The organism is Rhizobium sp. BK377 (genome assembly GCF_014193935.1).
In the GTDB taxonomy this organism is placed as follows: Bacteria; Pseudomonadota; Alphaproteobacteria; order Rhizobiales; family Rhizobiaceae; genus Rhizobium.
In genome coordinates this window covers 401649-415518 of sequence record NZ_JACIAC010000005.1, presented here as the reverse complement: position 1 = coordinate 415518, position 13870 = coordinate 401649, and the positions used below count along the sequence as shown (strand labels likewise).

The 13870-nt window shown below is 55.3% G+C and carries 14 protein-coding genes; 8 read left to right on the top strand and 6 right to left on the bottom strand.

Translation table 11 applies throughout. The annotated features are described in order from the left end of the window. Window positions 1-14: 14 nt before the first annotated feature. From dnaQ to FHT92_RS21545, 5 genes are read right to left on the bottom strand one after another with little or no spacing between them, the layout of a single operon-like run. A complete protein-coding gene (gene dnaQ, locus FHT92_RS21565) occupies window positions 15-731 on the bottom strand; it encodes a DNA polymerase III subunit epsilon (RefSeq protein ID WP_183829127.1) in 717 nt (238 codons plus the stop codon). A 7-nt stretch (window positions 732-738) separates the two neighbouring features. Further along, window positions 739-1335 (bottom strand): dephospho-CoA kinase, encoded by a 597-nt coding sequence (gene coaE / locus FHT92_RS21560; protein ID WP_183829124.1) that lies wholly within the window; start codon window positions 1333-1335, stop codon window positions 739-741. Then, a complete protein-coding gene (locus FHT92_RS21555; RefSeq protein ID WP_183829121.1) occupies window positions 1335-2192 on the bottom strand; it encodes a shikimate dehydrogenase in 858 nt (285 codons plus the stop codon). The genes coaE and FHT92_RS21555 overlap by 1 nt, the downstream gene beginning before the upstream one ends. Continuing rightward, complete coding sequence (locus tag FHT92_RS21550) at window positions 2185-2784, bottom strand: Maf-like protein (protein WP_183749715.1); 600 nt, start codon at window positions 2782-2784, stop codon at window positions 2185-2187. Before FHT92_RS21550 ends, FHT92_RS21555 begins: the two co-directional genes overlap by 8 nt. A 35-nt stretch (window positions 2785-2819) precedes the next feature. Then, window positions 2820-3641 carry a pyruvate, water dikinase regulatory protein gene (locus FHT92_RS21545; protein WP_183749716.1) on the bottom strand — a complete coding sequence of 274 codons (822 nt, stop codon included), beginning with the start codon at window positions 3639-3641 and terminating at the stop codon, window positions 2820-2822. A 402-nt stretch (window positions 3642-4043) separates the two neighbouring features. On the opposite strand from FHT92_RS21545, the gene hemE reads away from it, so the two are divergent. The 8 genes from hemE (at window position 4044) to FHT92_RS21505 (ending at window position 12813) form a co-directional block, all read left to right on the top strand. Further along, window positions 4044-5081, top strand: a complete 1038-nt coding sequence (hemE, locus tag FHT92_RS21540; RefSeq protein WP_183829118.1) for a uroporphyrinogen decarboxylase — start codon at window positions 4044-4046, stop codon at window positions 5079-5081. Continuing rightward, a complete protein-coding gene (gene hemJ, locus FHT92_RS21535) occupies window positions 5081-5617 on the top strand; it encodes a protoporphyrinogen oxidase HemJ (RefSeq protein WP_113322176.1) in 537 nt (178 codons plus the stop codon). Before hemE ends, hemJ begins: the two co-directional genes overlap by 1 nt. A gap of 198 nt (window positions 5618-5815) precedes the next feature. Beyond that, entirely contained in the window at window positions 5816-7081 is a 1266-nt protein-coding gene (gene rho, locus FHT92_RS21530; RefSeq protein WP_029868909.1) for a transcription termination factor Rho, read from the top strand. A gap of 105 nt (window positions 7082-7186) precedes the next feature. Continuing rightward, window positions 7187-8509: a tRNA uridine-5-carboxymethylaminomethyl(34) synthesis GTPase MnmE gene (mnmE, locus tag FHT92_RS21525; protein WP_183829115.1), complete on the top strand. Its 1323-nt coding sequence runs from the start codon at window positions 7187-7189 to the stop codon at window positions 8507-8509. A gap of 56 nt (window positions 8510-8565) precedes the next feature. Continuing rightward, complete coding sequence (gene mnmG, locus FHT92_RS21520; protein ID WP_183829112.1) at window positions 8566-10440, top strand: tRNA uridine-5-carboxymethylaminomethyl(34) synthesis enzyme MnmG; 1875 nt, start codon at window positions 8566-8568, stop codon at window positions 10438-10440. 28 nt (window positions 10441-10468) lie between these two features. Further along, window positions 10469-11086 carry a 16S rRNA (guanine(527)-N(7))-methyltransferase RsmG gene (rsmG, locus tag FHT92_RS21515; RefSeq protein WP_183829109.1) on the top strand — a complete coding sequence of 206 codons (618 nt, stop codon included), beginning with the start codon at window positions 10469-10471 and terminating at the stop codon, window positions 11084-11086. Between the two features lie 19 nt (window positions 11087-11105). Next, window positions 11106-11900 (top strand): ParA family protein, encoded by a 795-nt coding sequence (locus FHT92_RS21510; protein WP_183749865.1) that lies wholly within the window; start codon window positions 11106-11108, stop codon window positions 11898-11900. Between the two features lie 31 nt (window positions 11901-11931). Next, window positions 11932-12813 carry a ParB/RepB/Spo0J family partition protein gene (locus FHT92_RS21505; protein ID WP_183749721.1) on the top strand — a complete coding sequence of 294 codons (882 nt, stop codon included), beginning with the start codon at window positions 11932-11934 and terminating at the stop codon, window positions 12811-12813. Here FHT92_RS21505 and holA read toward each other — a convergent pair whose 3' ends face one another. Beyond that, complete coding sequence (holA, locus tag FHT92_RS21500) at window positions 12814-13860, bottom strand: DNA polymerase III subunit delta (RefSeq protein ID WP_183829106.1); 1047 nt, start codon at window positions 13858-13860, stop codon at window positions 12814-12816. Between the last annotated feature and the right edge of the window lie 10 nt (window positions 13861-13870).

Genomic DNA, 13870 nt, shown 5'->3' with positions numbered 1-13870 from the left:
GGGCATTTTTATTTTTAGTTGAGCTGACCATATTTCGACCAGACGGCCTTTTGACCGAGTTTGGCGATCAGGGCCGCATGAGCCTCGGCTTCCGCTTCGCTCAATCGCGGCGCCAGCGGCCGCGGTCTCTCCATGATGGCAGCGACCACGACTTCTTCCACCTCGGCATTGTCCTTGCTCTGGCTCGCAGATCCTGCGACGCCGAGCCCCAATGCGGCCTGCCGGCCGCCAATCATCTCGATATAGACTTCAGCAAGAAGTTCGGAGTCGAGAAGCGCGCCGTGTTTGGTGCGGTGCGAGTTGTCGATCCCGTAACGGCGGCAGAGAGCGTCGAGCGAGTTCGGTCCCATTGGATGCTTGCGACGGGCAAGCGAGAGCGTGTCGACGACGCGATCCGGCAGTATCGGCGGCAGGCCGAGCCTGGCAAGTTCGGCGTTCACAAAGCCCATATCGAAAGTGGCGTTATGGGCGATCCACTTGCCATCGCCGAAGAATTCCAGGATCTGCTCGACAACCTCGGCGAAAGCCGGCTTGTCCTTCAGAAATTCGTCGGTGATGCCGTGGACGGCGAGCGCGTCCGGGTGAACCTTCTGATCACCCGGATTGACGAAAAGGTGAAGCGTCCTTCCTGTCGGAAAATGATTGAAGAGTTCGATGCCGCCGATTTCGATAATGCGGTCCATGCGGTTGTCGAGGCCGGTGGTTTCCGTATCGAAAATGATTTCACGCATTCGGGACTTATTCCTTCGTTATCCGCTTCTTCAAGTCGGCGACGATATCTGCCACTTGTTCTCTCGTTGTCTCTATGGGGTGGCTGCTATCCACGATGTAGTCGGCCCGACGGCGTTTCTCCTCATCCGACATCTGGCGGGAGAGAATCATATTGAATTTTTCTTCCGTCATGTTCGGGCGCGCAAGCACCCTCTCCCGTTGAATCTGTGGATCGGCGCTGACAACGACAACGACATCCACTCTTTGATCGGCGCCGGTTTCAAAAAGCAGAGGGATGTCGAGCACCACCATGTCTGTCCCTGCCTTTTTCTGCCGTGCCAGGAATTCATTCTCCCGCTTGCGCACCAGGGGATGAACAATCTTTTCCAGCCGCTTGAAGCCGGCTGGATCTCGAGCAAGTTGCCGCCCAAGTTCCTGACGGTCGACAACACCGTTTTTCATCGTGCCGGGGAAAGCCGCATCGACCAGAGGTGCCGCCTCGCCTGCATAGAGATCATGCACGACAGCATCCGAATCGTTGACCGCGACACCGGCTTCAGCAAAGAGCTTCGCCGCCGTCGACTTGCCCATTCCGATGGAGCCGGTAAGGCCGATCTTCAGCATCAGTGTTTATCCATGTCCGCGATGATGAGGGCTCGCAGTGTTTCATCGACGACAGGCCGCCTGCCGAACCACTTTTCAAATCCAGGTACCGCCTGATGCAAAAGCATACCGAGGCCATCGACGATCGCAAATCCCTGTTCTTCTGCCTGGGCGAGGATCGGTGTTTTCAAGGGCACGTAGACGATATCGGTAACGACCGCGTCGGAACGCATCGGGGAGAAATCGATTGCGGGTGCCGCCTCCCCGTCCATGCCGAGAGAGGTGGTGTTGATGAACAGCCCTGCTCCGGTCATTACTTCGGCGAGTGCTGCGGTCGGATGTGCGTGGACCTTTGGGCCGAAGCGGTCGGCCAGTTCCTGCGCCCGCTCGACTGTACGGTTGACGACGTGGATTTCTTTGAAGCCGCGGTCGCGGGCCGCCTGGATGACAGCGCGACTCGCGCCGCCGGCGCCGAAGACGACGACCCGGTCATGCCGGTCCCATCCGGGGTGGCGTTCATCGAGATTGGCGGTAAAGCCGCGGCCGTCGGTGTTGGTCGCAAGAAGTTTTCCATCCTCCAGCCATAGCGTATTCGATGCGCCGAGTTCTTCTGAAAGCTCGTCCGGTTGGTCGGCCAGCTTGAACGCCATCTCCTTATGCGGAAGCGTGACATTGCCGCCAACGAAACCGGCACTACCGTTCCTTAACGAGACGATGAAATCTGCAAAACTTTCAGGGGCGACCTCGTACGCTTGGTAGCTGCCAGGCAGATCGAGCGTCTTCAGCCAGTAGCCGTGGATCAATGGTGAGCGCGAGTGTTTGACGGGAAAGCCAGTGACAAACGCTTTCGGCCCATGTGTTTCACGTGAATCATCCATCAATCGCATCCAGCTCCCGGAGTTTTGCGAGAAGAGGCAACATCGGCAGACCGAGGATCGTGAAATAATCTCCATCGATCTTCTCGAACAGTTGAATTCCCTCACCTTCAAGCTGATAGGCACCGACGCTTGCCAGAGCCTTTGGTCCCACGCGCTTTAAATGGCGCGCGATAAAATCATCGGTCAGCGGACGCATCGTCAGTTCCGCGTGCGCTACATGCCGCCACAAGACTTCGCCATCTCTGACAATCGCAACCGCGCTGTTCAACCGATGTGTTCTGCCGCCGAGCATGCTCAGATGACTGGCAGCGTCCGCCATATCCTTCGGTTTGTGAAAGACCCGAGCGGCGAGCGACATCGTCTGGTCCGAGCCGATGACGAGCGCCCCTTTAAAGCGCTGGCTGACCTCATCCGCCTTCGCTTCGGCAAGAACAAGCGCCACCTCATCCGGCGTGGCGCCCGATTTTTCCAGAGGTGCCTCGATCGCCCGTTCATCGACATGAGCGGCATGCGCTTCGAAGGCCAGACCTGCATTTTCCATCAGCATCCGCCGGAATGGGCTTAATGATGCGAGCACGAGCTTTGGTGTCATTCCAGGTCCTCGGGAGCGATTCGATCGTTCAGCGCTTAACGCAGCTTCGGACGCAGGGCAACGATAGCCGCTGCCGTTTCCTCGATCGAGCGCCGGGTGACGTCGATCATTGGCCAGTTGTGGCGAGCGCAAAGAGATCGCGCATATTTCAGCTCCTCCGAGATTGCTGCGCGGTCGGTATAGTGCTCCCGGTCGAAACCTTGCGTCGATCCGAGCAGACGATTTTCGCGCACCTGAGAAATCCGATCCGTGGTGGCGATGAGGCAGACGATCAGCGGTTTCGTCGCCGTCGCCAATGCATCAGGCAAAGGCACACCATAAACGATCGGGATATTCGCAGTCTTGATGCCACGGTTTGCGAGATAGATGCTGGTCGGTGTCTTCGACGTGCGGCTGATGCCGACGATGACAACATCGGCTTCATTGTAATCCTCCGGCATCTGACCGTCGTCATGGTCCATGGTGAAATTCAGCGCTTCGATGCGCGCGAAATAGCCGGCATTCATCACGTGCTGAGCGCCGACCCGCCTTCTGGAGGGAGCGCCGAGATAGATCTGGAACGCGCCGATGACAGGCTCCAGAACATTGACCGAGGCAACGCCCATTTCCGCGCAGCGTTCATCAATGATGCTGGCAAGCTCCGGATCAACGATCGTGTAGAGAACAATGCCAGGTTCGTTATCGATCGCCTGAAGCACAGGCATCAGCTGCTTGCGGTTCCGGATCAGCGGATAGACATGTTCGATCGGCTGAGAAGACTTGAACTGAGCCGAGGCGGCTCGGCCGGCGGAGATCAGAGTCTCTCCGGTCGAGTCAGAAATCAGATGCAGATGGAAGAAGTTCGTTCTGTTCTCCACGCTATTTTCCGCTGCCTGTTGAAAAGACTGGACAGGGAAGAGCTAATGGCGTGGCCGGGATCGAGGCAAGGGAAAACATGCCTCCTTATCCACATCCGGAATTCTCGGAGGCCGTCTCAGAGGCGCTTGTGGAGTATGGGGATAGTGATCATGCTTCTCGAAGCGATGCACAGCTTGTCCACAGGATAGGTGATGAGATGAATTCCTGGAACCTTCTGGAATTCCTGCGGTATTCGAATTTTCTATTGCTTTAAACGCAAATATACGAATTTCGATTCCCATCAACCCCACGTGCGTGACAAATCGCGCCGGCAGTGGATGGATTTTAATCCTTGATAGACACCGACTCTAAGAAATAGAAACCTTTTAAAATATCTTTGGATTTTTATAGGGAAGAAGCGCTTGAGTGAAACGCGCCGGAAAATCATGCGGGTTCTTGATGGCGAGACCCTTACGCCCCCTCCCCTCTGGCTCATGAGACAGGCAGGGCGCTATCTGCCTGAGTACAGGGAAACACGCGCCAAAGCGGGAAGTTTCCTCGATCTCTGTTATTCACCTGATCATGCCGTCGAGGTCACACTTCAACCGATACGTCGCTATGGCTTTGACGCAGCTATCCTGTTTTCCGACATCCTGGTCATCCCTGATGCGATGAAGCGCAATGTGCGCTTTACCGAGGGGCATGGTCCTGAAATGGATCCGATCGACGAGACGGGCATCGCGGTTCTGAATGGAGAAAACGTTGTCGATTACCTGCAGCCAGTCCTTGAGACGGTGAAGCGTCTGAGGAATGAGTTGCCCTCCGAGACAACCCTCCTTGGTTTCTGCGGCGCGCCCTGGACGGTAGCGACCTATATGATTGCCGGTCACGGCACGCCGGATCAGGCGCCTGCTCGCCTCTTCGCCTACAAGCATCCGCGCGCCTTCGAACACCTGCTGATGCTGCTTGCGGATGTCTCCGCCGACTATCTGGTGGCACAAATCGATGCGGGCGCTGATGCGGTGCAGATCTTCGATTCCTGGGCGGGTGTTCTCGGCGAGAAGGAATTTGAAGCTTTCGCAATCCGTCCCGTGGCGCGGATGATCGCGTCGATCAGAGCGCGGCGACCACAGGCGCGGATCATCGCCTTTGCCAAAGGTGCAGGCTACATGCTTAAGACTTACCGGCAGAAGACCGGAGCAGATGCCATCGGGCTCGACTGGTCCGTACCACTCGCCTTTGCGGCCGAGTTGCAGAAGGACGGACCAGTGCAGGGCAATCTCGATCCGATGCGTGTCGTGGCCGGCGGTCACTCGCTGGAGGAAGGTATCGATGACGTTCTTCAGGCGCTCGGAAACGGACCGCTGATCTTCAATCTCGGTCATGGCATCACGCCGCAAGCGGATCCGGAGAATGTGCGCCTTCTCGTGGAACGCGTGCGTGGCACGGGGGCTGCGTGATGGAAAAACAGACGGATCAAAAACCGGGTGCCTATGCCCGCCGGCGTGCGCATTTTGCGCTCGCCTTCTTCGCTCTTCTGGCTGTCGGGCTTTTCGTCTGGAACCCTGATAATCTCTATCTCTGGATCAAGGCCCTCCATATCATCGCCGTGATCTCGTGGATGGCCGGGCTTTTCTACATGCCCCGCCTTTTCATCTACCACACGGATGCGGAACCTGGTTCGGTTCAATCCGAGACCTTCAAGGTGATGGAGCGCCGGCTGCTCAAGATCATCATGAACCCGGCGATGATGCTGACCTGGATCCTTGGTCTTTATCTCGCCTGGTCAGTCTATGATTTTCAGGGAGGCTGGCTACATGCGAAGATCGGGTTGGTTGTTCTCCTGACCATCGTCCATGTCTTCTTCAGCAGAGCTGTGCGGGCGTTTGAACGGGATGAAAACCGTCGCTCGGCGCGTTACTGGCGCTTCATGAACGAGGCGCCAACGGCACTGATGATCCTCATCGTCATCCTGGTGGTAGTGAAACCTTTTTGAGACCCAGGAGTTGCCGAGGTTAAATTTCAGACATTTTAAGCAGCCCCCTTGCGGGCCGGGTTCTGACTCGCTATTTTCCGGCCATCTCATCTTCGTGGCATGTGTGTAGAGTTCAGTCGCCTGCGAGCCCCTTTCGCAGTACCGAATACGACCCAACATCGCCTTTCCCCTTATAAAATAACGAGTATTGGTCACTTCATGGCTGAAATGAAGCTTCAGGAACTTAAGAGTAAATCCCCAACGGATCTTCTGGCTTTTGCCGAATCGCTCGAGGTCGAGAATGCGAGCACGATGCGAAAGCAGGAGCTCATGTTTGCAATCCTCAAGGTTCTTGCCAGCCAGGATATCGAAATCATCGGCGAAGGCGTCGTTGAAGTCCTGCAGGATGGTTTCGGGTTTCTGCGCTCCGCAAATGCCAACTATCTGCCCGGCCCGGACGATATCTACATCTCTCCCTCCCAGATCCGCCGCTTCTCTCTGAAGACCGGCGATACGGTCGAGGGTCCGATCCGCGGTCCGAAGGAAGGCGAACGCTATTTCGCGCTTCTCAAGGTCAACACAATCAATTTCGACGATCCCGAAAAGATCCGTCATAAGGTTCACTTCGACAACCTGACGCCGCTCTATCCGAACGAGCGTTTCAAGATGGAACTGGATGTTCCAACTTCGAAGGATCTTTCGCCCCGCGTGATCGATCTCGTGGCGCCTCTCGGCAAGGGTCAGCGCGGTCTGATCGTTGCTCCACCACGCACAGGTAAAACGGTTCTCCTCCAGAACATCGCTCACTCGATCACGGCCAACCATCCGGAATGCTATCTAATCGTGCTGCTGATTGATGAACGTCCGGAAGAAGTCACGGATATGCAGCGTTCGGTCCGCGGCGAAGTCATCTCTTCCACATTCGACGAGCCGGCGGTTCGGCACGTGCAGGTCGCCGAAATGGTGATCGAAAAGGCCAAGCGTCTCGTGGAACACGGTCGGGACGTTGTAATCCTGCTCGATTCCATCACCCGCCTTGGTCGCGCCTACAATACCGTCGTTCCTTCATCGGGTAAGGTTCTGACCGGTGGTGTCGACGCCAATGCGCTCCAGCGCCCCAAGCGCTTCTTCGGTGCTGCACGCAACATTGAAGAGGGTGGTTCGCTGACCATCATCGCAACGGCTCTCATCGACACGGGTAGCCGTATGGACGAAGTCATCTTCGAAGAATTCAAGGGTACCGGCAACTCTGAAATCGTTCTCGATCGTAAGGTTGCCGACAAGCGTATCTTCCCGGCCATGGATATCCTCAAGTCTGGCACGCGTAAGGAGGACCTGCTCGTCCCGCGCCAGGATCTGCAGAAGATCTTCGTTCTGCGCCGTATCCTCGCCCCGATGGGAACGACGGATGCGATTGAATTCCTCATCGACAAGCTGAAACAGACGAAGAATAATGGTGACTTCTTCGACTCGATGAATACCTGATTATTAGCCGGATTCCTCAAGTTGGGGCTGGTGAGTCGTTTACACGACCCGCCAGCCTTTTCTGTTTCGATTGATTCGGAAACGAACCGATAGGCCGAACACGATATGGAAACGTGGAATGACACCATATTTGCGCTTTCGAGTGGCACTCCGCCGTCAGGTGTGTCGGTTTTTCGTGTCAGTGGTCCGCAGACCTGTCTTATCCTGGAGGCGTTAATTGGTGGGATTCCATCACCGCGAACCGCCGCTTACCGAACGATTCGGACTCGGAACGGTTTTCCCATTGATGCCGGGCTAGTTCTTTTCTTTCCTGGTCCGGCCTCCTTTACCGGCGAGGACTCCGCCGAATTCCAGGTCCACGGTTCGAAAGCGGTTGTATCGGCTCTATCGAGAGAATTGGCGACGTTTTCCGGGACCAGACTAGCAACGGAAGGCGAATTCAGCCGCCGCGCCTTTGAAAACGGTAAGCTTGATCTCGTCGAAATCGAAGGATTAGCGGACCTTATTGCGGCCGAGACGGAAATGCAGCGTCGTCTGGCGCTGGAGCAAAGCTCGGGTGGTCTGTCTCGCCTATATGATTCGTGGGCGGAACGAATTACGCGCTCGCGCGCCTTGCTCGAAGCCGAACTGGATTTCCCGGACGAGGATGACGTCCCTGGCTCTGTCTCCGATCAGATCTGGGTGTCACTATCGGAGCTTCGAATAGAGATCGAGGATCATCTTTCCCATGCCGATATGGGGGAGATTGTACGGGATGGTTTTAAAGTTGTTATTGCAGGGGCGCCCAATGCCGGTAAATCCAGCTTGATGAACTGGTTTGCGCAGAGGGACGTGGCAATTGTTACCGATATAGCTGGCACTACACGTGACGTGCTTCATGTCGACATCAACCTGAATGGTTATCTGGTCAAGCTTTATGACACCGCGGGTTTGCGAGACACAGCTGATATTGTGGAGCGGGAAGGTATCAAGAGAGCGCAACTGGCATTGAATAACGCTGATCTAGTGCTCTTCCTGACCGATATGGGGTCGCCGACGCCGATAGATTCTGTCGACTTGGAACGAGCTCCTTCGCATGTTATTGTTGGCACCAAGCGGGACTTATATCCTTCAGTTGTTTCATACGACCTTCAGATTTCTACAAAGACGGGTGAAGGCCTTCCGGAACTTCGGGATTTTGTTTCTTCCTTCATCGAACAGAAGTTTAAGGGGCTGTCTTTATCTATTCCGACGCGGGAGCGGCATAAGGATTCGCTTCTAAAATGCTTGAGCGCCTTATCGGCGGCAATCGATGAGGTAGAACAAAACCTGGAAATCAGGGCGGAATCGCTTAGGCTTGCCAGTGATCATCTTGGGCGTATTACTGGACGGGTCGACGTTGAGGATCTTCTTGGCGTCATCTTTTCGGAGTTTTGTATCGGAAAATGATTCACGTGGAACACGCAGGGCGCGGGTTTCACGTGAAACCTTTTGTGGAGTAGCGCATGAGCGCGAGTAGTTATGATGTTATCGTGATAGGAGGCGGTCACGCCGGGTCGGAAGCGGCCTCGGCGGCTGCGAGAATGGGCGCGAAAACCGCCTTGATCACGCATCGGCGCGACACGATCGGCGTCATGTCCTGTAATCCTGCCATTGGCGGTCTTGGCAAGGGCCATCTTGTTCGCGAAATTGACGCAATGGATGGTCTTATGGGTCGTATCGCTGATGCCGCGGGTATCCAGTTTCGTATGCTGAATAGGAAGAAGGGTGCAGCGGTTCGTGGCCCGCGCACTCAAGCGGATCGCAAGCTCTATCGCCTCGCGATGTTGGATGCCATTGAAGCAATCGACCACCTTGATGTGATCGAAGGAGACGCGGTTGATTTGGATATCAAAAACAATCGAGTCGCTGGCGTAATGATGAAAGACGGACGACTCATCGGGAGCCCGTCCGTGGTGATTACGACAGGCACGTTCCTTCGCGGACTTATCCATATAGGAAATGCGAAGACACCTGCCGGCCGCACCGGCGAACCACCTTCGATCGGGCTTTCAACGACATTCCTTCGATTGGGTTTGAAGCTGGGGCGCCTTAAAACCGGGACTCCGGCCCGTCTGAACGGAAAAACGATTGACTGGAAATCCGTTGGTCGTCAGGCTGCTGATGAGGAGTTGGTTCCGTTCTCCTTCATGACAGATCGGATCGTGAATCCGCAGGTCGAATGCGGTGTAACGCGAACAACAGAGGCGACACACCGCATCATCGTCGATAATTTGCAAAAATCGGCGATGTATTCCGGCCAGATCGAAGGTGTCGGTCCGCGATATTGCCCCTCGATCGAAGACAAGCTCGTCAAATTTGGCGAGAGAGACGGGCATCAGATCTTCTTGGAGCCGGAAGGGCTTGACGACAGTACCGTATATCCAAATGGGATTTCGACATCCCTGCCGGCCGACGTTCAAACCGCGTTCATCAGGACGATACCCGGCCTTGAACACGTCGAAATATTGCATCCTGGTTACGCTATTGAATATGATCATGTCGATCCGCGGGAGTTGACGGCAGCACTTGAAGTAAAAAAACTTCCGGGTCTTTTCTTGGCTGGGCAAATCAACGGAACGACAGGTTATGAGGAAGCCGGCGCCCAAGGTCTCGCCGCGGGTCTCAACGCAGCGTTGTCGAGCGGCAATTCCAAACCTTTTATCTTCAGTCGCACGAACTCTTATATTGGCGTTATGATTGATGATCTGACCATGCGGGGCGTCACGGAACCGTATCGTATGTTCACATCCCGCGCGGAATATCGGTTGACGCTTCGCGCAGACAATGCCGATGCGAGGCTTACGCCAGAGGCAGTCGAACTTGGGTGTGTGTCCAGTGAGCGCCAGGCGCGTTTTGCGGCATATCAAAACGAGCTGGAGAACGCTCGAACGCTGCTTCAGTCTTTTTCCGTCACGCCGAATGAAGCGCGTAAAGCGGGACTTAACCTCAACCTGGATGGTCAGCGCCGAACCGCTTATGAACTCCTTTCCTATCCCGAATATACGTTTTCCCAGTTGGAGCAGGTGTGGGGAGGTCTAAGATCTTTCTCGAAGAAAGTCGCTGAGGCCTTGGAGATCGAGGCGATCTATTCTGTTTACATGGATCGCCAGGCAGCAGCCATCGAGACGCAGCGACGGGATGAGGCACGCTTGATTCCGGAGGACTTCAACTACAGTAGCCTTTCGGGACTCTCGAACGAGTTGAAGAATAAGCTCAACTTGCAGAAGCCTGCCAACATTGCTCAGGCTTTGAAGGTGGAAGGCATGACACCAGCAGCGATTTCGCTCTTGCTGGTGCATTTGCGCCGTGAAGAAAGTATTCGTAGTCAGGTTGCATAACGGCTGCAAGATTTGAGAGTCTTCGAGAATGGAATTAAACGGATTGCGTGTTTCACGTGAAACACAGGAACGTCTGCAACATTTCGCAGAGCTCTTCACCAAATGGGCCAAGGCGATCAACCTTGTCGCGCCTTCCACCATGGGTGATATTTGGAGCCGGCATATCGCGGATAGTGCGCAGATATTTCAGATCTCTCCTCACCCGCAGACCTGGATCGACCTCGGGAGCGGCGGTGGCTTTCCGGGTGTGATTACCGCGATTTTTCTCACCGAACAGCAGCAAGGCTGGGTTCACTTGGTGGAGAGCAATAATAAGAAGGCGGCATTTCTGCGAACCGCTTTGCGAGAAACTGGCGCGCGCGGTGAAGTACATGCCGTCAGGATCGAGGATGCGCCGGTAGCAATAGCTGCTTGCGATGCTATCTCCGCCCGCGCGCTGGCGGATCTCGATAAGCTGATTGAATACGCGGCGCCATGGATGGCTGGAAAAGAAAAGAATCGCGCATATTTTCACAAAGGCCGGGATTACCGGAGAGAGATCCAGAAAGCACATGGTCGTTGGACCTTTGATCTGCTAGAACACAATAGCGCTGTTGAGCAAGATTCTGTCATTCTCGAAATATCAAATCTCCAGCGCCTGGTTTAAAGAAGCGGATATTGCGGCAATGGCTGGCGAACGTAATCGGATTATCACCATCGCAAATCAAAAGGGTGGCGTCGGCAAGACGACCACTGCTATCAATTTGGCAACCGCTCTTGCCGCCATTGGCGAGCGCGTGCTGATTATCGATCTGGATCCACAGGGCAATGCAAGCACTGGTTTGGGTATTGATCGACGCAATCGTAAGCTTTCCTCTTATGATCTAATGGTCGGCGGAGCTGGCGTCGGTGAGGTCGCGTTGGAGACCGCGGTTCCCAATCTTTTTATCGTGCCGTCGACAATGGATCTCCTCGGAGTGGAGATGGAGATCTCCCAGCAGAGCGATCGCGTCTTCAAGCTCAAAAAAGCATTGTCTTCTTCCGAAGCGGTGTCTTTTTCTTATATCCTTCTCGACTGCCCGCCTTCTTTCAACTTGCTGACGATGAATGCCATGGCGGCTGCACATTCCGTGCTAGTACCGCTGCAGTGCGAGTTCTTCGCCCTTGAAGGTTTGAGCCAGCTTCTGGAGACCGTCAACCAGGTTCGCCGAACGGTCAATCCGCAGCTCGACATCCAAGGCATCGTGCTGACGATGTTCGACGCTCGTAATAATCTGGCGCAGCAGGTCGTCAATGACGTGCGGACTCACCTTGGTGAGAAAGTCTATCACACGCTTATCCCACGTAATGTCCGTGTTTCAGAGGCACCCTCATACGGCAAGCCGGCAATTCTCTACGATCTTAAGTGCGCCGGCAGTCAGGCCTATCTGCAGCTCGCATCGGAAGTTATCCAGCGAGAGCGGCAGAGGCTGGCCGCTTGAAGAGTGCATGACAGAGTAAGCGAGTTTGGACATGAATGACGATACATCGAAAAGACGGCTTGGTCGTGGTCTCGCGGCCCTGATAGGTGAAATGGATCAGCCTGTTCCGGTTGAGGCGGAGCGGCCTACGGTCAGCGCCGACCGGATGATCCCTATCGAGTTCGTCACCCGTAACCCTCGTAATCCTCGTCGTTTCTTCGATGATGCTGAACTTCACGATCTTGCGAGTTCGATCCGCCAGCACGGTATCGTGCAGCCGATCGTCGTCAGGACGCTGGGGCGGGACCGCTATGAAATCATAGCCGGCGAAAGACGTTGGCGGGCGGCGCAGTTGGCCGGTTTGATCGAAATCCCCGTTATTATCAGGGATGTTGATGACAAGACAGCGCTGGAAATTGCGATCGTTGAGAACGTCCAGCGCTCCGATCTCAATGCTCTCGAAGAGGCGCTCGGCTATGAACAGCTCATTGCCGAATATGGATATACCCAGAACGATCTCGGTGAGATTATTGGCAAGAGCCGCAGCCATGTTGCAAATTCGTTGCGCCTATTGAAGCTGCCCGAACCAGTTCGGGACATGTTGGCCGCCGGAAGCCTTTCCGCGGGCCATGCGCGTGCGCTGGTTTCGACATCAGATCCCTCCGCACTCGCGCGTACGATTGTTTCCAAGGGCATGTCAGTGCGCGATGCGGAGAAGCTTGCACAGAACGACATTAAGGCTCAGTCAGAGCCGCAGGCGCCGGTTCAAAGGAGCCAGAAGGATTCCGATACGTTGGCTCTGGAGCGCACGCTGTCGGATACGCTCGGGCTCGATGTCTCTATCAATCACAAGGCCAGCGGTGGTCAGATCCGCATCTTCTATAAGTCCCTGGAGCAGCTCGAGGAAGTCTGCCGGCTTCTGGAGCGTCGCTGATCAGCCTTGAGGGCGTCTTGCCGACTGCAGTGTCGTGGAGAGCAGCGTCTGCATGGCGATGCTGTCTTCCAATATCTGACGCTGCCTGGTTTGCAGGACAGCTGCCTGCAGGCGTTTTGTTTCACGCGAAATGGCCTCCGCGCTCCAGCTCTTTAATGATTGTTCTATAATCGGCTTGCGACGGAAGTGAAGGTGCCTACCCTGCGTCTGCATAATTTGCGCAGCGGGCAGTTTCTTCTCGTCCATTTCCGCGCGCATCGTATCGAGAAGCTGAAACTGTCGAAGGCAAGCTTGCAGAACCAGGAAGACTGAGGTCTTGGAGCTGGTGATTTTCTGCATCGCATGCAGGAAGCTGTCACTGTTACCGCTCAATATCGCGTCAACGGCATCATCGACCGAAATCGCACTGGCATCGCCAATTATTTCGGTAACGTGATGACCCTCGATCGTTCCCATGCCTCGGCAATAGAGCGCCAGTTTGCGAATTTCATTTCTGGAAGCAATTCTGTCGCCGCCGATCAGCGCGACGAGAGCTTGCCTGGCAGCAGGGGTTATACCCAACCCTTCGGCGGAAAGTTCATTGTCGATCAGTGCGTTCAGCGCTCGGCCGTCGTCGGCATAGCAGGGGATGGCGACTGCTGCGCTACGAGCAGCCTCAACCGTCTTACGTAAGGCTGCCCCCTTTTTCAGGTCGCCTGCTTCGATGATGATACTGGCCGCTTCAAGGGACGCGCCGGCCAGAAATCCGACAGTGTCGACGAGATATTTCTCGTTTGTGGCACCCTTTACCCATATCAGCTTTTCACCGCCGAAAAGACCGATAGATTGGGCTTCGTCAACCAGTCGGCCAGGCTCTTTTTGTAAATCGCCGACATCGAGCTTGGTGACAGAGAACGGATCGCTCTGATCTATGCCACTCTTTGCAGCGATCATACCGGCGCGCTCGGAAACGAGTCCACGGTCCGGGCCGTAGATCAGGTAGATGCGGTACAGGCGAGCGGATTTCTGCAGAAACCCTTCAAACTCATGGGATTTGATCTCCGCCACCCTACCGCTC

Coding starts and splice junctions, on each gene's coding strand:
- dnaQ (WP_183829127.1), bottom strand. CDS start 731: ATGCGTGAAATCATTTTCGATACGGAAACCACCGGCCTCGACAACCGC.
- coaE (WP_183829124.1), bottom strand. CDS start 1,335: ATGCTGAAGATCGGCCTTACCGGCTCCATCGGAATGGGCAAGTCGACG.
- FHT92_RS21555 (WP_183829121.1), bottom strand. CDS start 2,192: ATGGATGATTCACGTGAAACACATGGGCCGAAAGCGTTTGTCACTGGC.
- FHT92_RS21550 (WP_183749715.1), bottom strand. CDS start 2,784: ATGACACCAAAGCTCGTGCTCGCATCATTAAGCCCATTCCGGCGGATG.
- hemJ (WP_113322176.1), top strand. CDS start 5,081: ATGGAAAAACAGACGGATCAAAAACCGGGTGCCTATGCCCGCCGGCGT.
- rho (WP_029868909.1), top strand. CDS start 5,816: ATGGCTGAAATGAAGCTTCAGGAACTTAAGAGTAAATCCCCAACGGAT.
- mnmE (WP_183829115.1), top strand. CDS start 7,187: ATGGAAACGTGGAATGACACCATATTTGCGCTTTCGAGTGGCACTCCG.
- mnmG (WP_183829112.1), top strand. CDS start 8,566: ATGAGCGCGAGTAGTTATGATGTTATCGTGATAGGAGGCGGTCACGCC.
- rsmG (WP_183829109.1), top strand. CDS start 10,469: ATGGAATTAAACGGATTGCGTGTTTCACGTGAAACACAGGAACGTCTG.
- FHT92_RS21510 (WP_183749865.1), top strand. CDS start 11,106: ATGGCTGGCGAACGTAATCGGATTATCACCATCGCAAATCAAAAGGGT.
- FHT92_RS21505 (WP_183749721.1), top strand. CDS start 11,932: ATGAATGACGATACATCGAAAAGACGGCTTGGTCGTGGTCTCGCGGCC.